Annotated in this window: 19 protein-coding genes; 8 read left to right on the top strand and 11 right to left on the bottom strand. The window is 66.8% G+C overall.

Going from position 1 to position 22,646, the window contains the following annotated elements; translation table 11 throughout:
• Positions 1 to 258: 258 nt before the first annotated feature.
• The 7 genes from phoU to cobU form a co-directional block, all read right to left on the bottom strand.
• On the bottom strand, positions 259 to 975 hold the full coding sequence (gene phoU / locus MTBLM5_RS13040) for a phosphate signaling complex protein PhoU (RefSeq protein ID WP_173976537.1): 717 nt from the start codon (positions 973 to 975) through the stop codon (positions 259 to 261).
• 14 nt (positions 976 to 989) lie between these two features.
• On the bottom strand, positions 990 to 1,766 hold the full coding sequence (pstB, locus tag MTBLM5_RS13035) for a phosphate ABC transporter ATP-binding protein PstB (RefSeq protein ID WP_173976536.1): 777 nt from the start codon (positions 1,764 to 1,766) through the stop codon (positions 990 to 992).
• A 66-nt stretch (positions 1,767 to 1,832) separates the two neighbouring features.
• Positions 1,833 to 5,486 carry a cobaltochelatase subunit CobN gene (gene cobN / locus MTBLM5_RS13030; RefSeq protein WP_173976535.1) on the bottom strand — a complete coding sequence of 1,218 codons (3,654 nt, stop codon included), beginning with the start codon at positions 5,484 to 5,486 and terminating at the stop codon, positions 1,833 to 1,835.
• Positions 5,487 to 5,502: 16 nt separating this feature from the next.
• On the bottom strand, positions 5,503 to 6,645 hold the full coding sequence (locus tag MTBLM5_RS13025) for a hypothetical protein (RefSeq protein ID WP_173976534.1): 1,143 nt from the start codon (positions 6,643 to 6,645) through the stop codon (positions 5,503 to 5,505).
• On the bottom strand, positions 6,626 to 7,168 hold the full coding sequence (locus MTBLM5_RS13020) for an ImmA/IrrE family metallo-endopeptidase (RefSeq protein WP_173976533.1): 543 nt from the start codon (positions 7,166 to 7,168) through the stop codon (positions 6,626 to 6,628). Before MTBLM5_RS13020 ends, MTBLM5_RS13025 begins: the two co-directional genes overlap by 20 nt.
• Before the next feature lie 54 nt (positions 7,169 to 7,222).
• Positions 7,223 to 8,227: a cobalamin biosynthesis protein CobW gene (cobW, locus tag MTBLM5_RS13015; protein ID WP_173976532.1), complete on the bottom strand. Its 1,005-nt coding sequence runs from the start codon at positions 8,225 to 8,227 to the stop codon at positions 7,223 to 7,225.
• Positions 8,227 to 8,775 carry a bifunctional adenosylcobinamide kinase/adenosylcobinamide-phosphate guanylyltransferase gene (cobU, locus tag MTBLM5_RS13010; RefSeq protein ID WP_173976531.1) on the bottom strand — a complete coding sequence of 183 codons (549 nt, stop codon included), beginning with the start codon at positions 8,773 to 8,775 and terminating at the stop codon, positions 8,227 to 8,229. Before cobU ends, cobW begins: the two co-directional genes overlap by 1 nt.
• Positions 8,776 to 8,918: 143 nt before the next feature.
• Here cobU and MTBLM5_RS13005 point away from each other — a divergent pair, with 143 nt between their 5' ends.
• Positions 8,919 to 9,602 carry an FRG domain-containing protein gene (locus MTBLM5_RS13005; protein ID WP_173976530.1) on the top strand — a complete coding sequence of 228 codons (684 nt, stop codon included), beginning with the start codon at positions 8,919 to 8,921 and terminating at the stop codon, positions 9,600 to 9,602.
• A gap of 8 nt (positions 9,603 to 9,610) precedes the next feature.
• The gene (locus MTBLM5_RS13000; RefSeq protein ID WP_173976529.1) at positions 9,611 to 9,943 is read left to right on the top strand and encodes a hypothetical protein; all 333 of its coding nucleotides are present in this window, start codon (positions 9,611 to 9,613) and stop codon (positions 9,941 to 9,943) included.
• A gap of 4 nt (positions 9,944 to 9,947) precedes the next feature.
• Here the strand turns inward: MTBLM5_RS13000 and MTBLM5_RS12995 are convergent, their stop codons facing one another.
• Positions 9,948 to 11,108 carry an iron-containing alcohol dehydrogenase gene (locus MTBLM5_RS12995; protein ID WP_173976528.1) on the bottom strand — a complete coding sequence of 387 codons (1,161 nt, stop codon included), beginning with the start codon at positions 11,106 to 11,108 and terminating at the stop codon, positions 9,948 to 9,950.
• Positions 11,109 to 11,125: 17 nt separating this feature from the next.
• The gene (gene tsaD, locus MTBLM5_RS12990; RefSeq protein ID WP_173976527.1) at positions 11,126 to 12,181 is read right to left on the bottom strand and encodes a tRNA (adenosine(37)-N6)-threonylcarbamoyltransferase complex transferase subunit TsaD; all 1,056 of its coding nucleotides are present in this window, start codon (positions 12,179 to 12,181) and stop codon (positions 11,126 to 11,128) included.
• Between the two features lie 50 nt (positions 12,182 to 12,231).
• Between tsaD and hemC the strand changes: the two genes are divergently transcribed.
• From hemC to MTBLM5_RS12970, 4 genes are all read left to right on the top strand, one after another.
• Complete coding sequence (hemC, locus tag MTBLM5_RS12985; RefSeq protein ID WP_173976526.1) at positions 12,232 to 13,194, top strand: hydroxymethylbilane synthase; 963 nt, start codon at positions 12,232 to 12,234, stop codon at positions 13,192 to 13,194.
• A 3-nt stretch (positions 13,195 to 13,197) separates the two neighbouring features.
• Complete coding sequence (locus MTBLM5_RS12980; protein WP_173976525.1) at positions 13,198 to 15,060, top strand: uroporphyrinogen-III synthase; 1,863 nt, start codon at positions 13,198 to 13,200, stop codon at positions 15,058 to 15,060.
• Positions 15,057 to 16,325 carry a heme biosynthesis protein HemY gene (locus MTBLM5_RS12975; protein ID WP_254431038.1) on the top strand — a complete coding sequence of 423 codons (1,269 nt, stop codon included), beginning with the start codon at positions 15,057 to 15,059 and terminating at the stop codon, positions 16,323 to 16,325. The genes MTBLM5_RS12980 and MTBLM5_RS12975 overlap by 4 nt, the downstream gene beginning before the upstream one ends.
• Before the next feature lie 66 nt (positions 16,326 to 16,391).
• Positions 16,392 to 19,196 (top strand): ATP-binding protein, encoded by a 2,805-nt coding sequence (locus MTBLM5_RS12970; RefSeq protein ID WP_173976524.1) that lies wholly within the window; start codon positions 16,392 to 16,394, stop codon positions 19,194 to 19,196.
• Here the strand turns inward: MTBLM5_RS12970 and MTBLM5_RS12965 are convergent.
• Positions 19,136 to 20,197: a glycosyltransferase family 1 protein gene (locus MTBLM5_RS12965; protein ID WP_173976523.1), complete on the bottom strand. Its 1,062-nt coding sequence runs from the start codon at positions 20,195 to 20,197 to the stop codon at positions 19,136 to 19,138. The genes MTBLM5_RS12970 and MTBLM5_RS12965 overlap by 61 nt on opposite strands.
• Positions 20,125 to 20,997 carry a UDP-2,3-diacylglucosamine diphosphatase gene (locus MTBLM5_RS12960; RefSeq protein ID WP_173976522.1) on the bottom strand — a complete coding sequence of 291 codons (873 nt, stop codon included), beginning with the start codon at positions 20,995 to 20,997 and terminating at the stop codon, positions 20,125 to 20,127. Before MTBLM5_RS12960 ends, MTBLM5_RS12965 begins: the two co-directional genes overlap by 73 nt.
• Positions 20,998 to 21,149: 152 nt before the next feature.
• Here MTBLM5_RS12960 and MTBLM5_RS12955 point away from each other — a divergent pair, with 152 nt between their 5' ends.
• Complete coding sequence (locus MTBLM5_RS12955) at positions 21,150 to 22,070, top strand: diacylglycerol kinase family protein (protein ID WP_173976521.1); 921 nt, start codon at positions 21,150 to 21,152, stop codon at positions 22,068 to 22,070.
• Between the two features lie 128 nt (positions 22,071 to 22,198).
• Positions 22,199 to 22,510, top strand: coding sequence for a c-type cytochrome (locus MTBLM5_RS12950; RefSeq protein WP_173976520.1), 312 nt, complete (start codon positions 22,199 to 22,201; stop codon positions 22,508 to 22,510).
• Positions 22,511 to 22,646: the final 136 nt, after the last annotated feature.

Below are 22,646 nucleotides of genomic sequence, written 5' to 3'. Positions count from 1 at the left end.
TCTAATTCACCGTGAAAAAGTCCCTCGGCTTCGCCTCGGTGTACTTTTCCCCGATTCTGTTTGGAAACCCCGTGCTCAAGCAAGCTTCCCGCGCGGGATTGGTTTGTTTTCCCGCCATGAGGCGAGCACGGCTCGCCTCATGGCGGCGGTCAAACACGAAAAATAGGCGCAGGGCCGCCCCAAGCCTATTTTTCTCTTTTTGAATCAACGTGTAAAAGTACACTGAGCGAAGCGAAGGACTTTTTCACGGACAACTTTTTATGGCGTCAGGCCTTCGGTGTTCGAGCGGTCGCCCTTGGGGCGCTGGTCGGCCAGCGACTGGCCGGTGATCAGGAAATAGCTCATCTCGGCGATGTTGGTGGCGTGGTCGCCGATGCGCTCGATGTTCTTGGCCATGAACATCAGGTGCGAGCAGGCGGTGATGGTGCGCGGGTCTTCCATCATGTAGGTCAGGATCTCGCGGAACAGGCTGGAATAGAGCGCGTCCACCTCCTGGTCGCGGGCGCGCACCGCCAGGGCCTGGGCGGCGTCGTGCTGCAGATAGGCGGCCAGCACCTGGGCCAGCAATTCCTGCACCAGCCGGCCCATGCGCAACAGCGTGCGCACCGGGGCCAGCGGCGCGGCCTGGTTCAGCACCAGCGTCCGCTTGGCGTTGTTGGCGGCGTGATCGGCGATGCGTTCCAGGTCGGCGGCGATCTTCAGCGAGGCGATGACCGTGCGCAGATCGTCGGCGACGGGGGCGCGCAGCGCCAGCAGCCGCACCGTCTGTTCGTTGACGAAATGCTCGTCGGCGTCGATGGCGGCGTCCGAGGCGACCACCTCGCCGGCCAGTGTGTCGTCGCGGGTCTCGACCGCCTTCAACGACAGTTCCAGCTGGCGTTCGGCCAGGCCACCCATGCGGGAAATGGCGTCGTGCAGCCGCTTCAATTGCTCGTCATAGGATTTGACGATGTGATGATCGCCCACGGTCGGCATGTTTGCTCCTCCGGTCAGCCGAATCGGCCGGTGATGTAGCCTTGCGTCAATTGCTGCTCGGGCGCGGTGAAGATCCGCTCGGTCGGGCCGACCTCGATCAGGCTGCCCAGGTGGAAGAAGGCGGTCAGGTGCGACACCCGGGCCGCCTGCTGCATCGAATGGGTGACGATGACGATGGTGTAGCTTTCGGCCAGTTCGTCGATCAGTTCCTCGACCTTGGCGGTGGCGATGGGGTCCAGCGCCGAGCAGGGCTCGTCCATCAAGATCACCTCGGGCCGGACCGCGATGGCGCGCGCGATGCACAATCGCTGCTGCTGCCCGCCCGACAGGCCGGTGGCCATGTCGCCCAGGCGGTCCTTGACCTCGACCCACAGGCCGGCCTTGGTCAGGGCGTCGGCGACCATGGCATCCAGACTGTCCTTGTCGGGCACCAGCCCATGGATGCGCGGGCCGAAGGCGACGTTGTCATAGATCGATTTGGGGAAGGGGTTGGGCTTTTGGAACACCATGCCGACCCGCATGCGCAGCAGCACCGGATCGATGGCGCCGTCGCCGTAAAGCGGCTCGTCGTCCAGGGTGATGGTGCCGCTGACCTTGGCGCCTGCGATGGTGTCGTTCATGCGGTTCAAGCAGCGCAGGAAGGTCGACTTGCCGCAGCCCGACGGCCCGATCAGGGCGGTGACCCGGTTGGCGGGGATGTCGAGATCGATGCCCTTCAACGCTTCCTTGGCGCCATAATGAACGCGAACGCTGGTGGCGTTCATCTTGGTCTCGACAATCTGATCCGACATGATGGGGTCCGGTTGGAAAGGGGCGGGGAAGGTATAGCGCGAAAGCGGTGACAGTTTTGTGAAATGTCACAACAGGGCATGGATGGAATTGCGCCGGGGCGTCCACAGGCCGCGGCGGATGGCCTCGGTGAAGCGGGCCTTCATCTCGGCCAGGGCCGCCGGGTTGTGTTGCTCCATGAAGGCGCGCACGCGGTCGTCGGCCAGATAGGCGTCGGCCAGCAGGTCGAAATGGTGGCTTTTGACCGCATGGGTGGTGGCGGCGAAGGCGAACAGGTAATCGACCGTGGCGCTCATCTCGAAGGCGCCCTTATAGCCGTGGCGCATCACCCCTTCGATCCATTTGGGATTGGCGGCACGCGCGCGGACCACCCGGGCGATTTCCTCTTCCAGGGTCTTGATGCGCGGGCTTTCGGGGCGGGAATGGTCGGGGTGATAGATCGCCGGCTGCGCCCCCGAGGCCTGGGCCACCGCCGCGCTCATGCCGCCCTCGAACTGGTAGTAATCGTCGGAATCCAGCAGATCGTGCTCGCGGTTGTCCTGGTTTTGCACCACCGCCTGGACCTGGGACAGCCGGGTGGTGAACAGATCGTGCGCGGCTTCGCCCTCGTTGCCGCCGCCGTAAACCCAGCCACCCCAGGCGACATAGGCGGCGGCCAGGTCGGCCTGGTCGTTCCAGCCGCCCTCGTCGATCAGGGCCTGCAATCCGGCCCCATAGGCGCCGGGCTTCGAGCCGAACACCCGCGCCGCCGCCAGGCCCTCGCCCAGCCGGCTTTGTTCCTCGCGCACCCGGGCGGCCAGGGGGTTGGTGTCGGCGGGCTCATCCAGCTTGGCGACCGCGCGCACCGCCTGATCGAACAGATTGATCAGATCGGGGAAGGCGTCGCGGAAGAAGCCCGAGACCCGCAGGGTGACATCGACGCGCGGGCGGTCCAGCAGGCCGGCCGGCATCACCTCGAAACCCGACACCCGGTTCGAGCCGACATCCCAGGTCGGCCGCACCCCCATCAGGGCCAGGCCTTGGGCGATATCGTCGCCGCCGGTGCGCATGTTGCTGGTGCCCCAGGCGGTCAGGGCCATGGTGCGCGGCCACTCGCCATGGTCCTGCAGGTGGCGTTCCACCAGCAATTGCGCGGATTTCCAGCCCAAGGCCCAGGCCGCCGGCGTCGGCACCATGCGGGTATCGACCGAGAAGAAATTGCGCCCGGTCGGCAGCACGTCGGGCCGGCCCCGGGTCGGCGCCCCCGATGGGCCGGGGGGCACGAAGCGGCCGTCCAGCCCGGCCAGCAGGCCGTCCAGCTCGGCCTGGCCACAGGCATCGACGGCGGGGGCCAAGCGGTGGCGGATCGCGTCGAGCACCGCAATGGTGCGCGTCCAGGAGGGCTCGCAGGCGCGGTCTTCGGCCACCAGGGCCAGGGCCAGGGCTTCCAGCCGCTCGACCGTGTCGCCCATGGTCCGCCACGGATCGGGGCTGTCCAGCGCGGCCGGGGTGGGGCCGGTCCAGGCGGTGCCCAGGTCGCACTCCAGCGGATCGAAGCCCAGGCCCAGGTCCTCGGCCAAGGCACGCAGCAGCGAGGCGTTGCCGTCACCCGATCCGCGCGGCACCCGGGCCAGCGCCACCAGCAAGGTCTGACGCTGCAGGCCGGTCGGGCTTTGGCCGAAGATGTGCAGCCCGTCGCGGATCTGCAATTCCTTCAGCTCGCACAGATGGGAATCCAGCTTGGCCAGGGCCTGGTCGGCATCGTCGGCGAAGGTGATGCCCAGATCGGCATCCAGGCCGATGGTGGCGGTCAGCGCCAGGATCTCTTTCTTCAAGGGCACCAGCCGGCGCGGGTCCAGGCCGGCGGCGTCGTAATATTCATCGACCAGCCGTTCCAGCTCGCGTAAGGGGCCATAGCTTTCCGCCCGGGTCAAAGGCGGCGTCAGATGGTCGATGATCACCGCAGCCGTGCGCCGCTTGGCCTGGGTGCCCTCGCCGGGATCGTTGACGATGAAGGGGTAAAGGTTGGGCAGCGCGCCCAGGCAGGCCTGGGGGAAGCAATCGGCCGACAGGGCCAAGGCCTTGCCCGGCAGCCATTCCAGATTGCCGTGCTTGCCCATATGGATGACGGCTTCGGCCTGGAATTGCCAGCGCAACCAGGCGTGGAAGGCCAGATAGGAATGGGGCGGCACCAGGGCCGGGTCGTGGGCCGAGGCGGCCGGGTCGATATTATAGCCGCGCGCCGGCTGGATGCCGATGGCGACATTGCCCAGCCGCAGCACTGGCAGCAGGAAGCGGCCGCACGTCAGCGCGCCCGGCCTGAAGAACGGATCGCCCTCGGGCGGGCCCCAGCGGTCCAGCACCGCCTGGCGGACGCCGTCGGGCAGCGCGCCGAAGAACAGGTGATAATCGGCCAGCGACAGGGATTCCCGTTCCTCGCGTTGGTCCAGATGTCGCCAATCGTTGGTCGGGCCTTGTTGCAGCAGGGCCAGAAGCGCATCGCCGTCGGCCGGGATATGACCGACATCATAGCCGGCGGCCTGCATTGCTTGCAGCACCCGCACCGTGCCGGCCGGGGTGTCGAGGCCGACGCCGTTGCCCAGCCGGCCGTCGCGGTTGGGGTAATTGGCCAGCACCACCATCACCCGGCGCTGGCCGGGTTCCTTGCGCCGCAATCTGGCCCAGGCGGCGGCCAGATCGGCGGCGAAATCGACGCGGTCGGCCACCGGCTGGTGGCGGGCGATGTCGCATTGGGTGGCCTGATCGCGGCTGGCGCCCTTGAACGAAATGGCGCCGGCCAGCACGCGGCCATCGACCTCGGGCAGGGCCACGTTCATGGCGATGTCCTTGGGGCCCAGCCCATGGGTGCCGTCGCGCCAGGCCGCTTCCGTGCCGCCGGCCAGCACCACCTGCAGCACCGGGCAATCGGCGCGGCTTAAGGGAGAATCCTCGGGCCGGCCGGGGGTGGCGACGGCGAAGCCGGTGGCGTTGACGATGATGGCGGGCGGGTCGGCGTCGATGGTCTGCTCGACCAGCGCCGCCGAGGCGGCCTCTTTCAACGACGAGACATAAAGCGCGCAGGCATCCAATCCGCGCCCGCGCAAGGCGGCCAGCAGGGAATCGATGGGGGCGGTGTCGCCGGCCAGCACCAGGGCGCGGTAGAACACCACCAGGGCCAGCGGTCGGGCCAGATCGCGCGGCTGCGGGTCATAGGGGCCGGCCGGCGGCAGCGGCCGGGGCTCCAGCCAGGCGGTGGGGTGGCCGGTCCTTTCGGCACAGAAGCCGATGAAGGATCGGGCATTGTCGGGCCCGGCGAAGATCAGCCAGCGCCACAGACGCTGCACCTCTTCCGGCTCCAGGTTGGTTTCGGCCAGCAGGTCGGCATCGGGGCGGTCGTCGCCGGGAAGGATGGCGAAGGCGATGCCCTGCTTGCGGCAGGTCCGGGCGATCTGCTCGATGCCATAGGGCCAATAGGCCCGCCCGCCCAACAGCCGCACCACCACCAGCTTGGCGTGGGCCACCACCTGATCGACATAAAGATCGACCGACATGTGGTGGGCCAGGCGCATCAGATTGGCCAGGCGCAAGCTTACCGGCGCCCCCAGGGCGGCGTGGGCGGCGGCCAGGGCCGCCAGCTCGGAATCGGCGGCCGACAGGAAGACGATGTCGGCCGGGCTCTGGCCAAGGTCGATGGCCTCGGCCCCGTCGGAAACGCTGCCGGGCTGGGCGGCAAGAAGATGCATGAACTAGCGTCTAAGGCTAGCGGGGGAGATCGTCAAGCACCTGATCTATGCCGGCGGGGTCGCCGGATCGCGCCGATGCATCGCTGTCGTGTTTCAGAGCCTCGGCTTCTTCCGCGATTTTCTTCCGATAATCGGTCCATCCGCTCAGCAGCGCCTGCTGCAAATCTGGGTGCGATTTGGGTCTATCGTGAAACAGATTGTCGTTCCCGCCGCAGATGTACGGTTTCACGAAGTCCGGGTGTCCTTCGAAAAAGGACAAGCAGAACGTCTTGATGGCCTCTTTGTTGTCGCTGAAGAGATTCTCCTCGAGGGTGTTCCGTTCGTCATCACGGCTCAGGTCGATCCAGAACCAGGGATAGGGCTCTCCATCAAGAACGCCCTTCAATGCGGTTCCGCCGCCGTAGAAAATTCTAAGAGGCTTGTGATTGTCGGGGGCTATCGCATTGAACTGGGCGGACACGGCGAGAAGGGCCAATTCGACCGAGATAGCCATCTTACGCTTGGTGGAGTGTCCAGCCAATCGGAAGCCGATATCGATGGAGGGGCCGACGAAATCTAGCACCCCTTCCCGCTTAATCTTGGCAGACTGGTTATACCAATTGTCCAGCAGTGTCATGTTTTCGAATACGTGGTCGGTTCCCGCGATCGGACTGATCGGGTTCCCCTGTGTCGATACGATGACTTCGGAATTGTTGATCGGGAAACCCGCTAGCCATGCTGTGCACTTCACCGACAATTGTGAGAGCAGGGATTTTTCCTTGAGCGAATCCTTATATCGGCCAACCGCTTTGATCCATGCGTAAAGGCAGGTCAAAGCTTCCGAATGATGGGTCAGAACCTTAGTATAAAGCAGCTCGTCGCCGAGGGTCTTCCAGAAGACCGGCCGCTCTCCGCGCTGGAGCGCACCGGAATTCTGGGCGCTGGCAAGATTGTCCCACTCTTCAAAAAACAGCTCGTCGATCTTGCGATAGAACTCCGTAACAACCTCAAGCCAGTACGAGTATATTCTTGATCCTGATACGGAGCGGGTCTCTTCCAGAGCCCTCTGCTTGAAGGCAGTCGAGCCGACGAGGTCCACGCTCAGGAAAAGCCTGAGCTTCGACTGCAGGAACGCGGGGAATGGGTCCGGCTTTTTGCTTTTATGCTTCGACTTCGACATGCGGTCCGATCACGGTTTCAGCTCGGATTCGCGCAGCAGCCAACGACACGCCGAACTCTTCGCAGAGTTCGTGCAGGTTGCCTCCGCACTCGTCGTGAACGCGGACAAACGTCTGGCGAGGCATCAAAAAGGCAGCAGCGAACCAGTTTGCTTCCCATTCCACAAGGCCACTGCCCGCACGTCGTGCTTTCATCAGCTTTACCTTGCGGCCCATCTTACGCGGATAGAGGTAGTGCAGAAACAAGTGCCCCAGTTCGTGGGCCGTGGTGAAGCGGTCCCGCTCACGGCTGGTGTGCAGAGGTAGAAAAATTTCGAAGCTACGCTCGTCATCAATGCGAATCGAGCCATCGCTGGACTCGCCCAGGGACATGAGATCGACAAACGAAATTCGTCCCCCTAATCGGGTCACGATATCATCCATCGGGTGGCCCGGTTCCAGGTTCATACGATCGAAGATCGCTTCGGCGAATGCTTCGATATCTGGCCTGGGGAAACGTGATGGCGATGGGTCAGCGTAGTGCATGGCCGATTTGCTACCAAAGGACGAGGGCGAGGTCAAATAGTTCGGTAAGGTATCTCATTTTCGAATCATTGCTTCAATAGCACTCCGGTCCAGCCCGGTGCGGCCGATCACCACCAGATGGCCGGTGCGGACCTCGTCACTTTTCCACGGCCGGTCGAACCAGCGTTCCAGCCGGGTCCCGACCGCTTGCACCACGGCGCGCGCCGCCTTGCCCTCGACCGCCAGGAAGCCCTTCAGGCGCAGGATGTCGTGGGTGGCGATGGCGTCCAGGATGCGGTCCTCAAGCGCCTCGACATCCGTTATGGCCGGAAGGGCGATGGCGAAGCTGGTGAAATCGTCATGGTCGTGGCCGTCCTCGGCATCGTGATGGCTGGGCCTTGCGGCCAGATCGTCCTCGGCCGCCGCGCTCAGGCCCAGCACCACCCGGGGGTCGATGGCGCTTTTGCTGGTGCGCACCACCTTGATGCCGGCGCGCAGATCCTGCGCCACCTGCTGGTGGACCTGGGCGACGGTGTCGGGATGCAAAAGGTCGGTCTTGTTCAGCAGCACCAGATCGGCGCAGGCCAGTTGGTCCTCGAACACCTCTTCCAGCGGGTTGTCGTGGTCGGGCTGGGCCATGGCTTCGGGGCTGTCGGCGAATCTTCCATCGGCGACGGCGGCCGCATCGACCACGGCGATCACCCCGTCGACGGTCACCTTCGAGCGGATTTCCGGCCAGTGGAAGGCCTTGACCAGCGGCTTGGGCAAGGCCAGGCCCGAGGTCTCGATCAGGATATGGTCGGGCGGGCTGGCCCGTTCCAGCAGGGACTGGATGGTCGGCAGGAACTCGTCGGCGACGGTGCAGCACAGGCAGCCATTGGCCAGTTCGATGATGGAATCCTCGGCGCAGCCGGAAATGCCGCACGAGGCCAGCAACTCGCCATCGACGCCCTTGTCGCCGAACTCGTTGACGATCAGGGCGATGCGCTTGCCCTGGTTGTTTTCCATCAGGTGGCGGACCAGGGTGGTCTTGCCAGCCCCCAGGAAACCGGTGATGACGGTGGCGGGAACCTTGGACATCAAAGCGTATCCTTCATGATCAGCGGCAGGCCGGCGGCGACGAATACCACGCGGCGGCAGACCGAGGCGAGTTTCTGGTTGACCCGGCCCTGATGGTCGCGAAATTCGCGGGCCATCTTGTTGTCGGGCACCAGGCCCAGCCCGACCTCGGAGGAGACCAGCACCACCGGCCCGGCCGGGTCTTGCAGCAATTCGGCCAGGCGGTCGGTCTCGCGCCCGACATCCAGGCCGGCATGCATCAGGTTGCTGATCCACAGGGTCAGGCAATCGACCAGGATGGCGCGGTCGGGCGACAGGTGGCGGTCCAGGCAGGCGGCCAGTTCCAGCGGTTCCTCGAGGGTGGTCCAGTCCGGCCCGCGCCGGTCGCGGTGCAGGCGGATGCGTTCGGCCATCTCGTCGTCGAAGGCCTGGCCGGTGGCGATATACAGGGCCGCAGCACCCGCCAGCAATCCCTCGGCATAGACGCTTTTGCCCGAGCGGGCGCCGCCCAGGACCAGGGTGGTGGGGGGCGTTACTCTGGGTGTTGTTTCACAGTTTTGCGCAATCATTGATCATCTTTCGATACGCAGATACACTGCCGGCAGCCGGCTGCACATGACGCGGCATCCCAGGTCTAACCTTAGAGGAAAGGTCTGCCCTCATGAGTCCCGTTGCGTCAAGGTTGGAACGTGAGGAATGCTGGCGGAAATTCATGGAGTTCATCGACCGCCACGCCCAGGCGCCATGGCTATTCCGTGGATTGGGTTCCAAAGATTATGAGTTGGTCCCAAAAATCGGCCGCGAACGTTTCGACCCGGCAAAAGAACGGCGTATTCTCTCCAACTTCGAGCGACGCTGTCGGCCGCTGCTTCGCCGCGAGACACTGACCCAATTCGACATTCTATCAATTGCCCAGCATCACGGTCTACCGACCCGTCTGATGGATTGGACAAGCAACCCGCTGGTCGCGGCCTATTTCGCGGTTTCATCCAAGCCGCCTGTTCTGGCGGCCGACCCGGCAGCACCAGAACAGGCGGCACTTTCCCCCGATGCGGCAATTATGGCCTATTTCATCCCAGCTCTTCGTGACATGACCGACACCAATCCGTTCGACTTAACCGAAGTGACTTTTGCCATTCCCAACGGCCATGTTCCCCGCATCGTCAACCAGAAGGGCTTCTTTTCGATTCACCCTGACCCCTCGGCCCCACTCCATGTCAGAAACGTGCGACGAGACTGCTTCGTCATTCCGGACCGTCATCGACCCTTCTTCCGGAAGAAGCTGTTCTACTTGGGCATTGACACTGCCCATATCAGTGCTGACCTTGATGGTATTGGGGCAACCTTGGAATGGCAGTATTCCAATGACATTGCCGTTGGCAACGTGAACTATTGAGGCATGCGATGGCCCAGAACAAGATCAATGGTGCGGAAATTGCCAGAGCCGTATATGGGACGGCTCTGCTCAATTGTTTTCCTACCGTCTTGAACGAACTGGACCAGCTTTCCAATCGCACCGAATTCGATGGTGTGGATGTCATTGACGAGAGTATCCAGACCAGCGACGAGAAATTCGAAGCCGATGTGATTGTCTATGTCGGACTAAGCTACGGCGGCAGGAATGATGAGATCACCACCTCAGACAATCTTCCTGGGCACATCAAAGGGCGGTTGACCGAGGACGGTCAGATCGTCATCGACGATCTGACCGTCGATACCAGCAGCTTCTACGAATAGTTCGTCACGCCGCCGCCTCCAGGATGGCGCGGACCTCGGCGGCGCCGATGGCGCCGTCCTCGCCCAGCGGCAGGCCGCCGCGTTCGCTTAAGCGGGCCGCGACCAATCCAGCCGCTTCGGCCGGAATGCCGGCGGCTGTGGTGCCGGCCGGCACGCCGACACTTTCGAAGAAGGCGCGGGTCCTGGCCACCGCCAGGTCGATGCGGGTGTCCTCGGATCCCTCGGTCAGGCCCCAGACCCGGGCGGCGAACTGGGCCAGCTTGGCTCGCTTGACCGGGCGACGCACCGCCACCACGCCCGGCCACACCGCCGCCAGCGAGCGGGCATGGTCGATGCCGTAAAGGGCGGTCAGTTCGTGGCCGATCATGTGGGTCGACCAATCCTGCGGCACGCCCTGGCCGATCAGTCCGTTCAAGGCCATGGTGGCGCACCACATCAGATTGGCGCGGGCCTGATAATCGGGCGGCGTGGCCATCACCTTGGGGGCGATCTCGACCAGGGTGGCCAGCACCGCTTCGGCCAGGCGGTCCTGCAAGGGCGCGTCGGCCGGCCGTGTCAGATACTGTTCCAGCACATGGACGAAGGCATCGACGATGCCGTTGCCCAATTGGCGCGCCGGCAGGGAATAGGTGGATTCGGGGTCCAGCACCGAGAAGCGCGGCATCACGGCGGGCGAGCCGAAGCCCAGCTTCTCGCCGGTTTCCTCGCGGCTGACCACCGAGAAGGCGTTCATTTCCGAGCCCGTCGCCGGCAGCGTCAGCACCACGCCCAAGGGCACCGCCGATTTCAGCCGGGCGCGCTTGGCGACGATGTCCCAGCAATCGCCCTCGAAGGGGATGGCGGCGGCGATGAACTTGCAGCCATCCACCACCGAGCCGCCGCCGACCGCCAGGACGAAGTCCAGCTTCTCGGCCCGGGCCAAGTCGACCGCCTTCATCAGCGTCTCGTAGCGGGGATTGGGCTCGATGCCGGAAAATTCGACGAAGGTCAGGCTGTGCTGGCCCAGGGCGGCCACCACCTGGGCATGGATGCCGTTGGCCTTGATCGAGCCGCCGCCGAAGGCGAACAGCACGCGCGATCCCTTGGGGATGTCGCGGCCCACTTGCGCGATCTGGCCCTTGCCGAAGATCAGCTTGACCGGGTTGTGATAGGTGAAATTGTCCATCGTGTCGGTCTCCGGGTTCAGGCTTTGATGCCGGCGCCCTTGGCCTTGGGGGCGGTGGGGTCCAGCGGCCAGCGCGGGCGAGGCGCGAAATCCAGGCGGTCGGTCTGGCCCAGGCGGAACCGTTCCAGCCCGGCCCAGGCGATCATCGCCGCGTTGTCGGTACAAAGGTTCAAGGGCGGCGCCAGGAAGGTCATGCCGGCGCGGCCGGCCAGTTGTTCCAGGCTGGCGCGAAGGGCCTTGTTGGCGGCGACGCCGCCGGCCACCACCAGATGGCTGGTCTCGGGCCATTGGGCCTGCATCAGCTCGATGGCGCGCCGGGTACGGTCGGCGATGCTTTCGGCCGCCGCCTTCTGGAAGCCGGCGCAGACATCGGCCTTGTCCCGGTCGGACAAGGGCTTTTCCAGGCCTTCGACCAGCAGGCGCACGGCGTTCTTGATGCCGGAAAAGCTGAAATCGCAGCCGGGCTTGCCCTTCATCGGGCGCGGCAGCTGGAAACGGTCGCCGTCGCCCCGGGCCGCCCATTCCTGCACCTGCGGCCCGCCGGGATAGCCCAGGCCCACCATCTTGGCGACCTTGTCGAAGGCCTCGCCGGCGGCGTCGTCGATGGTGGTGCCCAGGCGGCGATAGTGGCCGACACCCAGCACCGCCAGCAATTGGCAATGGCCGCCCGACGCCAGCAGCAGCAGATAGGGAAAGGCGACGTCATGGGTCAGCCGGGCGGTCAGCGCGTGGCCTTCCAGATGGTTGACGGCCAGGAACGGTTTGCCCGCGGCCAGAGCGATGGCCTTGCCGGCCATCACGCCGACCATCACGCCGCCGATCAGGCCCGGCCCGCCGGTGGCGGCGACGGCGTCCAGTTGGTCGAAGGTCAGGCCGGCCCGGGTCATGGCCTGGCCGATCAGGCGATCGACATGGTCCAGATGCGAGCGGGCGGCGATTTCCGGAACGATTCCGCCATAGGGACGATGATCGTCAAGTTGCGACAGCACGACATCGGCCAGAATGGTCCGATCGTCGGCCACGATGGCGGCCGCCGTCTCGTCGCAACTTGTCTCGATGCCCAGCACCAGCACGCGTGAAATCCCTTTCCAGAATCCTCGTCATTACCTACAACAACCGGACCATGACCGACAAACCCATCCTCACCATCGGCACCCGCGGCTCGCCCCTGGCGCTGGCCCAGACCCACGAAACCAAGCACCGCCTGGCGGCCGCCTGGCCCGAACTCGCCCCCGACGGCGCCGTCGCCATTCAGGTGATCAACACCACCGGCGACATGGTGCAGAACCGTCCGCTGGCCGAGATCGGCGGCAAGGGCCTGTTCACCAAGGAGCTGGACGAATCGATGCTGGAGGGCCGTATCCAGCTGGCCGTCCATTCGATGAAGGACGTGCCCACCGTTCTGCCCGACGGCATCGTCCTGCCCTGCGTGCTCCCGCGTGAGGATGTCCGCGACGCCTTCATCAGTCTGACCGCCAAAAGCCTGGCCGACCTGCCGGCCGGCGCGGTGATCGGCTCGTCGTCGCTCAGGCGTGGCGCCCAGATCCTGCACCGCCGCCCCGACCTCAAGGTGGTGAACTTTCGCGGCAACGTCCAGACCCGTCTGCGCAAGCTGGAAGAAAAGGTGGTCGATGCCACGCTTCTGGCCATGGCCGGCCTGAACCGGCTGGGGCTGGCCCACCATGCCAGTGGCGCCATCTCGCCCGACGACATGCTGCCGGCGGTGGCGCAAGGCGCGATCGGTATCACCTGCCGCGCCGACGACCAGGATTCGCTGCGCTTCCTGTCGGCGCTGAACCATCCCGAGACGATGACCCGCATCACCGCCGAGCGGGCCTTCCTGACCCGGCTGGACGGCTCGTGCCGCACGCCGATCGCCGCCCTGGCCGAGCTGGAGGGCGAAACCTTGCGGTTCCGCGGCCTGATCGTCAGCCTTGACGGCAAGATCGTGCATGCCACCGAACGGAGCGGACCGGCCGCCGACGCGGCGGCCATGGGCACCGACGCGGCGGCCATGGGCACCGACGCGGCGGAAGAACTGATCGGCCGGGCCGGGCCGGGCTTCTTCGACGCCATCAAGGGCTAGGGCATGGTGCCCCCAGCCCGAGCGGTGTCCGAGCCACCCGGCACGGGTGCGGCACGGGCCAAACGCGCCCTGGTGACAAGGCCCCGCGAGGACAGTCACGGAATCGCCACGGCGCTGGCGGAACTGGGCTTCGCCGTCCAGATCGAGCCGCTTTTGGAGATCCGCCCGGTCGAGGACGCCCAGATCGACACCGACGGGCTTCAGGGCATCCTCGCCACCTCGGCCAACGGTATCCGCGCATTGGCCCGGACGCTGGCCGACCGTGACCTGCCGGTGTGGGCGGTGGGCGACGCCTCGGCGCGGGCGGCGCGGGATTTGGGCTACCGCGCTGTGGCCAGCGCCGGCGGCGACGTCGACAGCCTGGCCGCCCTGGTCACCGAACGCTGCCGGCCGGAAGCCGGTGCGCTTTTGCATGCCGCCGGCTCGGTCACGGCGGGCGATCTGTCGGGCCGGCTGGGCCAGGCCGGCTTCACCGTCCGCCGGGTGGTGCTGTACCGCGCCGAAACCGCCGAGCGCATTTCCGACGAGCTGGCGCAATCCCTGAAAGATGGCACCATCGACGTCGCCTTGTTTTTCTCTCCCCGCACGGCGGCGACCTTTGCTACCTTGGTGGCGGCGGCCGGTTTGTCCGAAACCACCGGGCGCATCGCCGCTTACGCGCTTAGTCAGGCGGTGGCGCGGGAATTGTCCGCCCTGCCGTGGGCGGGGGTCCATGTGGCCGCCGCTCCCACCCAAGCCGCCCTGTTGGCGGCGCTTCAGCCCACGACCGACCGGGGACCTTCCATGACCGAGACCGACGTGCCCAAGCCAGCCACGCCCGCATCCGGCGACCCGGCCCGCCCGGAACCGGAAAATGCGGCGCCCGCCAAGGGCTCGTCGGCCTGGGCGCTGGTTCTGGCAGTCATCCTGGCCGCCCTGATCGGGGCGGCGGCGCTGACCTATGAATCGTGGAAGTCGGTGCTGGAGATGGTGGTCCCCACCGCGACCCTGGCCCCGCCAGCCAATTCGGTTCCAGCCAATCCGGCTCCGGCCAATCCCGCTCCGGCTCCGGTGGCGCCGGCCTCCGATTCGGTGCGGGCCGAGCTGGCCGCTCTACAGGGGCGCCTGGCCCAGTTGGAAGCCCGTCCCGCCGCCGATGCGCGCCTGGACCAGGCCGAAGGCCAGATCAAGGCACTGCAGGCGCAGATTCCGGCCCGCCTGACCGCCGACCTGCAGGAACTGGCGGCGCAAGTGGGCGAGTTGAAGCGCACCAGCGCCGACGCGGCCGCCGTCTTGCGCATGACCGACCGGCTGGAAAAGGCCGAATCCCGCCTGGCCGAGCTGGAATCGAAGCGAAGCTCGGCGGTGGCGTTGCTGCTGGCGGTCGGGCAATTGCGCGAGGCGCTGGCCGCCTCGCTTCCCTATGATTCGGAACTGCGCGCCGTCAAGGCCCTGGCCGGCACCGATTCCGACATCCTGCGCGGCGTCGAGATCCTGAAGGCCCGTGCCGCAGCCGGCCTGCCGACCCGTGCCGTGCTGGTGTCGCGGTTCCACGCTTTGGCGCCTTCCATCGTCCGCGCCGACATCCTGCCGGCCGAGATGAGCTGGTGGCGCCAGACCCTGGACCGGCTGGCCACCCTGGTCATCGTGCGCCGCGAGGATGGCGATGCGGTGGGCGAGGACAGCCCGGCCCTGGTGGCGCGCGCCACGGCGCGGCTGGGCGAGGGCGACCTGACCGCCGCCCTGGCCGAATTGTCGCGCTTGACCGGTGGCGCCGCCACGATTGCCGCCCCCTGGCTGGCCGACGCCAGCGACCGGCTGGCCGCCGACCATGCGGTGTCCGAGATGACCGCCCATGTGGTGGCCGCCATCGGGGCCAAGCCATGATCCGCCGCCTGCTGACCTTCGCCGTGCTGGCCGGGCTGCTGGTCGCCGCCACGGTATGGCTGGCCGACCGGCCCGGTTCGGTGACCCTTCGTTGGGAGGGCTGGCGGGTCGATACCACCGTCCCGGTGCTGGTGCTGGCCATGCTGGCGCTGATGATCGCCGTCAACGCGCTGCTGCGCCTGGCCGGTGCCGTGGTGGGCGGGCCAGGTCGCTTTTTGGCCGGCCGCCGGGCCAAGCGCACCCAGGCCGGCTATCGGGCGCTGTCCGACGGCATGGCCGCCCTGGCCGCCGGCGATTCGCGTCAGGCCCGCAAATTGGCCAAGCGGGCAGACCGCCTGCTGGCCGACAGCTCGCTGACCGCCTTGCTGTCGGCGCAGGTGCACAGCGGCGCCGATGCCGAACGCCATTACCAGCGCCTGGCCGAACGCCCCGAAACCGCCGTGCTGGGTCTCAAGGGCCTGACCGATCTCGCGCTCAAGCAGGGCGACAAGGCCAAGGCGCTGGAATTGGCCGCGCGGGGCTGGTCGCTGGGCGGCACCACCGACGGGCTGGCCGCCACCTTGTTCGACCTGCAGGCCGGCGCCGGCCAGTGGATCGAGGCGGATTCCACCCTGACCGAGGCCAAGCGCCGCAAGCTGCTGTCGGGCGCCGACCTGTTGCACCGTCAGGCCCTGGTGGCCCTGGCGCGCGCCGATCAGGCCGAACGCGACGGCAATGCTGCCGCCGCCCTGGACTTCGCCCAGACCGCCCACCGCGCCGACCCGATCCTGGTGCCGGCGGCGGTCAAGGCCGCCGCCGCCCTGCATCGCGCCGGCAAGACCCGCAAGGCGGAATCGGTGCTGGCGGCGACCTGGGAAGCCGTGGCCCACCCCGACCTGATCGAGGCGGCCCTGGCCCTGGCGCCGAAGGAAAGCCCGCTCGATCGCGTCAAACGGGTCGAGAAATTGGTGCGCCTGAACCCTGACGGCGCCTGCGGCCATGCCGCCCTGGCCGAGGTCGCCCTGGCGGCCAAATTATGGGGTCAGGCCCGCACCCATCTGGAAAAGGCGGTGGAGTTGCGGCCCAGCGCCGGGCTTTACATCCTGCTGGCCCGGCTGGAGCGCGAGGAAAAGGGCGACGAAGCCGCGGCCCGTGACTGGCTGATGAAGGCGGCGGGTGCCGGGGCCGAGCCGGCCTGGACCTGCCAGGTCTGCGCCAAGCCGGCCGATTCGTGGGCAATCGCCTGTCCGGCCTGCGGCGCGGTGGATTCGCTGGTCTGGCGGTGACGACCCTGTTCGAATGATATAAGCTCTTCATCTAGGTCGGCGCCAACCAGAGAGGGGGCCGCGCGGATGACACGCAATCGGTCTTGGCTGGCGGCGGGAATGGTGGCGGCGCTGGTGCTGGCGCTGGTCAGTCTGGTCGATACCCTGGAATCGGCCCGTCACCATCAGGAAATCCGTGCGCTCGCCTTGGGGCGTCTGGCCACCGTGCGGGCCCGGCTCGAGGGCGAACTGGGTGGGACCTTGCTGCTGACCCGGGGCCTGGCGGCGGTGATCGCCACCCGGCTGGAGATCGGCCAAGACGAATTTTCCGCCATCGCCCGCGAGATGATGCGCCAGAAGCGCCACATCCGAAACATCGCCCTGGCGCGCGGCACCACCATCACCTACGTCTATCCCCAGGCCGGCAACAGCCAGACGGTGGGGGTGGATTATCGCTCGTTGCCGCAGCAATGGCCGGCGATCGAGCGGATGTTCGCCCAGCGCGAACCGATGCTGGCCGGGCCGGTCACCTTGATCCAGGGCGGTGTGGCGGTGATCGGCCGCATGCCGGTGTTCGAAAGCCCGCCCGACGGCGCGGCCGGCAGCGGGCGGCCCTGGGGTCTGATCGCCATTCCGATCATGCTGCCCGGCCTGTTGGACGAGACCGGGGTCACCGATCGCGAGAGCGGCCTGGACATCGCCATCCGTGGCCGCGACGGCCTGGGGGCGGCGGGCGAGGTGTTCCATGGTGATCCCCGTCTGTTCGACCGTGATCCGGTGCTGACCGAAATCATCCTGCCGGGCGGCACCTGGCAAATGGCCGCCGTCCCGGTCGGCGGCTGGGACCAGCATGCCTCGCCGGTGCAGATGCAATTGCGCACGCTGGGCGCGCTGCTGGCCTTGCTGGCGGCGACGGCCGCCTACACCCTGACCCGGCGGCGCGTCGAGCAGCGCGAATCGCGCGGTCAATTGGCCTTGTCGGAACACCGCCTGTCGACGCTGCTGACCTCGGCGCCCTATCCTTTGGCCCTGCTTCGGCGCGAGGACGGAAGCGTGCTGTTCGTCAACCGCCGGGCGGCCCGTCTTCTGGGCACCACGGTCGAGCAATTGACCGGCCGGCCGCTTCCGGCCCGTGCCGCCTCGCGCCGCGACCTGATCCGCCTGCGCGACCGCCTGGCCGAGCGCGGCTTCGTCGATGAATTCGAGGTCCGCTTGCGGACCGTCACCGGCCAGCCGTTCTGGGCCCTGGTATCCCTGGCCCTGGTCGAAATGGACGAGGCGGCGGTATTGGTGGCCTTGAACGACATCACCGCCCGCAAGGCCGCCGAGCGCGCGCTTCAGGACCAGTTGGCGCTGCATCAGACGGTGATCGACACCATTCCCAACGGTATCTTCTACAAGGATATCCAGGGCCGCCATCTGGGATGCAACCGGGCCTTCCTGGACCTGGTCGGGCTGCCCCGCCATCAGGTGATCGGCGCCGAATTGAAGCGGATCAATCCCAATCCCGACCTGCACCAAAGGGTCGCCAGCACCGACCAGGCGCTGATCGAGGGGCGCGAGCGGGTGTGCCAGTTCGAAATGCCGCTGAAGGCCGGCGATGGGCGCGACATCCACGCCTTGATCCAGAAGGCGGCCTATCGCAACGCCGACGGCCAGGTGGTCGGCATCGTCGGCTCGATCACCGATGTCAGCGACCATTACGCGGCGGAAGCCCAGTTGAACCGCGCGAAGGAGGCAGCCGAGGCGGCCAGCCGCGCCAAGTCCGAGTTCCTGGCGGTGATCAGCCACGAGATCAGGACGCCGATGAACGGCATCCTGGGCATGGCCAGCCTTCTGCTCGACACCCCGCTGGCCGCCGACCAGAAGGATTGCGCCCAGACCATCTTGCACTCGGGCGAGGCGCTGCTGACCATCTTGAACGACATCTTGGACTTCTCGCGCATGGAGGCCGGCCAGACCACCATGGCGATGGCGCCCTTCTCGCTGCGCGAGACCCTGGAGGCGGTCACCGCCCTGCTGGGCCCCCGCGCCCGCGAAAAGGGGATCGAGCTCAGCCTGGACACGGCGCCCGACATCCCCGGCCGGCTGCTGGGCGACGGCGCCCGGCTGCGCCAGATCCTGCTCAATTTGGTCGGCAACGCGGTCAAGTTCACCGAGCGGGGCGGCGTCGCCATCTCGGTGTTCGCCGTCGGCCGACAAGATGGCGGCCCGGTGCTGCGCTTCGACGTTCGCGACACCGGCATCGGCATCCCGCCCGAGGCGATCGGCCGGTTGTTCCATTCCTTCAGCCAGGCCGATTCCTCGGTGTCGCGGCGTTTCGGCGGTACCGGCCTGGGCCTGGCCATCTCGAAGCGGCTGGTCGAGGCGCTGGGCGGCGAGATCGGGGTCGACAGCGAGCCCGGGCGCGGCTCGCGCTTCTGGTTCACCCTGCCGTTCCTGCCGGTGATCGACGAGCGAGACGAGGTCGCGGCGACCCAGCCCGTCCCGTGCCGGCCGCTGAGCGTGCTGCTGGCCGAGGACAACCCGGTCAACCGCACGGTGGCGATCGCCCAACTGGAACGGATGGGACACCATGTCACCGCCGTTTCCGACGGGCGCCAGGCGGTGGCGGCGGTCGCGGCCGGCCGGTTCGACATGGTGCTGATGGACATCCAGATGCCGGAGATGGACGGGCTGGAAGCCACCGCCCGGATCCGCGCCCTGCCGGACGGTGGGGGCAGCCTTCCCATCATCGCCATGACCGCCCACGTCCTGGCCGGCGACGCGGAACGCTGCCTGGCCGCCGGCATGAACGATTATCTGGGCAAGCCGTTCCGCCCGGCCGAGCTTCAGGCCATGCTGGCCAAATGGGGCGCCGGATCGGGCGAGCAGGCCGGGTCGAACGGCTGAAGATTGGCCAGGAACTGCTGTGTCGCCGCCGCCCAGGAAAAACCCATGGCGTGGGCGCGGCAGGCCTCGGGCGATAAGGCCAGGGCGGCGCGCGCCGCCTTGCCCAGGTCGGTGTCCAGGATGCCGGCCGTCCCGCCCTCCAGCACATCCAGCGGCCCCGGTACCGGATAGGCCGCCACCGGCAGGCCCGACGCCAGGGCTTCCAGCAGCACCAGCCCGAAAGTGTCGGTCATCGACGGGAACACGAAGACGTCGGCGGCGGCGTAGTGGCGAGCCAGATCCTCGCCGAAGCGGGCCCCGACGAAATGGGCCTCGGGGTGGCGGCGCTTCAATTCGTCGGCCATCGGGCCGTCGCCCACCACCACCTTCGATCCCGGCAGGTCCAGCGCCAGGAACGCCTCGATGTTCTTTTCCACCGCGACGCGGCCGACCGACAGGAAGATCGGCCGGGCCAGGCCGGCCAGCGGGCCGTGCTCGCCCCGGCATTCGGGCCGGGGCCGGAACTGAGCGGTATCGACGCCGCGCGACCACCGGCCGAGGCGGGAGAAGCCGCGCGCGGTCAGTTCGTTCTCGATGCTTCGGGTGGCGACCATCACCCGGGCCGAGGCATCGTGGAAGCGCCGCATCACCCGATAGGACAGGCCCAACGGCACCCCGAAGCGGGCGCGGACATATTCGGGGAACTTGGTGTGATAGGCGCTGGTGAAAGGAAGCTGGCGGCGCCGGCAGAAGCGGCGCGCCGCCCAGCCCAGCGGGCCTTCGGTGGCGATGTGGATGGCGCAGGGCTGGGCCGCCTCGATCAGCCGGGCCAGCTTGGCGGACGGCGCCAGGGCCAGGCGGATTTCCGGATAGGTCGGGCACGCCACCGAGCGGAACAGGTCGGGGGTGACCATCACCACCTGATGGCCGGTCCGTTCCAGCTCGGCCTTCAAGGTGTCGAGCGTGCGAACCACCCCATTGACCTGAGGAAACCAGGCGTCAGAGACGACGACGATGCGCATGTTTCCTCCTCGGACCGGTGCTCGGCCTGGGCGGGGGTGGCGTTCAGTTCCTCCTGCCAGCGCAGGATCTCCAGGCGGCCGTCCAGGTGCTCGACCAGCGCGGTGCAGCTTTCCACCCAATCGCCGTCATTGGCGTAAAGGATGCCGTCGATCTCGTGCAGCTCGGCATGGTGGATGTGGCCGCACACCACGCCATCGACGCCTTGGCGGCGCGCTTCGTCGGCGACGGTGCGCTCGTAATCGGCCATGAACTGGACGGCGTTCTTGACCTTGTGCTTCAGATAGGCCGACAGCGACCAATAGGGCAGGCCCAGCCGGCGCCGGGCCAGATTGACCCAATGGTTCAAGGCCAGCGCCAGGGTATAGGCGCCGTCGCCCAGCCGAGCCAGCCACTTGGCGTAGGTCACCACCCCGTCGAAGGAATCGCCGTGCAGCACCAGAAGGCGGCGGCCGTCGGCGGTATAATGGATGGCCTGCTCGGCCACCTCGATGCCGCCGAAAGAATGATCCAGGTAATGGCGGGCGAATTCGTCGTGGTTGCCGGGGACGAAAATCACCCGGGTCCCCTTGCGCGCCTTGCGCAGCAGCTTCTGCACCACGTCATTGTGGGCCTGCGGCCAATACCACGATTTCGACAGCCGCCAGCCATCGACGATGTCGCCGACCAGATAAAGAATATCGGATTCGGTCTGCTTGAGAAACTCAAGAAGGTATTCGGCCTTGCATCCCCGAGTACCAAGATGGATGTCGGAAATCCAGATGGCGCGAAAGCGCCGAGATGGTGCGGCGTCAACAGACATGACGTCCTGATACGTCGAAATAGTGTTGGCATGGTATCGTTAATTCGCCGTCATTTTTAAATTTCACTAACCGGAAAAGAATCCGTCACAATTGTTTCATTGGAACAATGTTGCCATCTTTTGTATCACCTTCCCTCATGCTCGCTCAGACCATGATCCAACCGGATGCCGCCGCCATCGCCCCGTCCATCCCCCGCCGCGTGCTGGTGATCCACAATCCCACCGCCGGGCGTCGCCACGGCCGTCGGTTCGAGGATGTGGTCGAACGGCTGGAGGAATTGGGCTGCACCGTCGTCTGCCGCGACACCGGCCGGCGCGGCGACGCCGAAAACTTCGCCCGCGAGTGCGACCGTGACGATTATGACGTGGTCGCCGCCGCCGGTGGCGACGGCACCGTCAACGAGGTTGTCAACGGACTGATGGCGGCGGCCAAGCCGCCGTCGCTGGCGGTGATCCCGCTGGGCACCGCCAATGTGCTGGCGCTGGAAATCGGCCTGGACCCCAAGGATATCGAGGCCATCGCCCGGACCATCGCCTTCGGCCCGTCCCAGATTGTCCATCCCGCTATCGCCAATGGCCGTCATTTCCTGCTGATGGCCGGGGCCGGGCTGGATGCCCAGGTGGTGGCCGGCATCAATCCGGCGCTCAAGCGGCGCACCGGCAAGCTGGCCTATGTGGTGGAAAGCGTGAAACAGGCGTTCGGCTACGACTTCCCGGAAATCCAGGTCCGCGCCAATGGGCGCACCTATCAGGGCCGCATGGCGGTGGCCTGCAAGGGCCGCTATTACGGCGGCCCGTTCGTCGCCGCCCCGGGGGCCAGCCTGGACAAGCCGCAGCTGGACATCTGCATCCTGCCGAAATCGGGCATGGCCGGGCTGATGCGCTATGGCCTGGCGCTGCCGATGAACCGCCTGGCCGACCTGCCCGAGGTCGAGCACGTCACCGCCCGCTCGATGGTCATCCTGGGCCCGCGCGGCGCGCCGTTGCAAGGCGACGGCGACATCGTCGCCCGCCTGCCGGCCGAGATCAGCCTGGCCGCGACCACCCTGGACCTGATCATCCCCCAGGCGTGATTGCAGCTGCGCGCAGCGCAGGACTCCCATTCCGGAATCGGCCGTGAAACATGCTTGCCGCAGCGCAGCGAAGCGGGCATTGTTCCGGCCATCCAGACCCAGTTGCTTGATCGGTGGGAGACGAACGGATGCGCGTGGCGCTGACGGTGGCGTTAGGATTGGTGGTGATGGCGGCGCCGGCATGGGCGAATTCCGCCTCGGCCGATGCCGGCGGCGAGCTGGCGGCGCGCTGGTGCGCGGCCTGCCACGTGGTGTCGCCGTCGGGAGCCGGCGGCAATGCCGGCCCCAGCTTCGGGTCCATCGCCAAGGACCGCCGCGCCGCCGACATCCGCGCCGCCCTGACCAAGCCGCACGCCAAGCCGATGACGGGCTTCAAGCTCAAGCGTCACGAGGTTGACGACGTCACCGCCTATATCGAAAGCCTGGAAACCCGGCGGTAAGTCCGGCCAACCATTGATGTGACTCGTTGGCCGGTATCCTGCCGCCATTGCGGCGGCGGCCAAGCCCGCGGATGCGGGCGCTAAGGCAGAGGGGCGATACAACCGGCCAATTCATTGGCCGGTTGGTATAAGGGCA

The sequence above is a fragment of the Magnetospirillum sp. LM-5 genome (assembly GCF_902729445.1).
Classification (GTDB): Bacteria; Pseudomonadota; Alphaproteobacteria; order Rhodospirillales; family Magnetospirillaceae; genus Magnetospirillum.
Note: the sequence above shows the minus strand (reverse complement) of the source record. Positions and strands in the feature narration are given on the sequence as shown.

Bases quoted from the DNA above. Each gene is read 5' to 3' on its own strand.
- cobN (WP_173976535.1), bottom strand. From the start codon at position 5,486: ATGCATCTTCTTGCCGCCCAGCCCGGCAGCGTTTCCGACGGGGCCGAG.
- MTBLM5_RS13020 (WP_173976533.1), bottom strand. From the start codon at position 7,168: ATGCACTACGCTGACCCATCGCCATCACGTTTCCCCAGGCCAGATATC.
- MTBLM5_RS12980 (WP_173976525.1), top strand. From the start codon at position 13,198: ATGGTGCCCCCAGCCCGAGCGGTGTCCGAGCCACCCGGCACGGGTGCG.
- MTBLM5_RS12950 (WP_173976520.1), top strand. From the start codon at position 22,199: ATGCGCGTGGCGCTGACGGTGGCGTTAGGATTGGTGGTGATGGCGGCG.
- hemC (WP_173976526.1), top strand. From the start codon at position 12,232: ATGACCGACAAACCCATCCTCACCATCGGCACCCGCGGCTCGCCCCTG.
- MTBLM5_RS13025 (WP_173976534.1), bottom strand. From the start codon at position 6,645: ATGTCGAAGTCGAAGCATAAAAGCAAAAAGCCGGACCCATTCCCCGCG.
- cobW (WP_173976532.1), bottom strand. From the start codon at position 8,227: ATGTCCAAGGTTCCCGCCACCGTCATCACCGGTTTCCTGGGGGCTGGC.
- MTBLM5_RS12965 (WP_173976523.1), bottom strand. From the start codon at position 20,197: ATGCGCATCGTCGTCGTCTCTGACGCCTGGTTTCCTCAGGTCAATGGG.
- MTBLM5_RS12955 (WP_173976521.1), top strand. From the start codon at position 21,150: ATGATCCAACCGGATGCCGCCGCCATCGCCCCGTCCATCCCCCGCCGC.
- phoU (WP_173976537.1), bottom strand. From the start codon at position 975: ATGCCGACCGTGGGCGATCATCACATCGTCAAATCCTATGACGAGCAA.
- MTBLM5_RS13000 (WP_173976529.1), top strand. From the start codon at position 9,611: ATGGCCCAGAACAAGATCAATGGTGCGGAAATTGCCAGAGCCGTATAT.
- MTBLM5_RS12970 (WP_173976524.1), top strand. From the start codon at position 16,392: ATGACACGCAATCGGTCTTGGCTGGCGGCGGGAATGGTGGCGGCGCTG.
- MTBLM5_RS12975 (WP_254431038.1), top strand. From the start codon at position 15,057: ATGATCCGCCGCCTGCTGACCTTCGCCGTGCTGGCCGGGCTGCTGGTC.
- pstB (WP_173976536.1), bottom strand. From the start codon at position 1,766: ATGTCGGATCAGATTGTCGAGACCAAGATGAACGCCACCAGCGTTCGC.
- MTBLM5_RS12960 (WP_173976522.1), bottom strand. From the start codon at position 20,997: ATGTCTGTTGACGCCGCACCATCTCGGCGCTTTCGCGCCATCTGGATT.
- MTBLM5_RS12995 (WP_173976528.1), bottom strand. From the start codon at position 11,108: ATGGACAATTTCACCTATCACAACCCGGTCAAGCTGATCTTCGGCAAG.
- MTBLM5_RS13005 (WP_173976530.1), top strand. From the start codon at position 8,919: ATGGAGTTCATCGACCGCCACGCCCAGGCGCCATGGCTATTCCGTGGA.
- cobU (WP_173976531.1), bottom strand. From the start codon at position 8,775: ATGATTGCGCAAAACTGTGAAACAACACCCAGAGTAACGCCCCCCACC.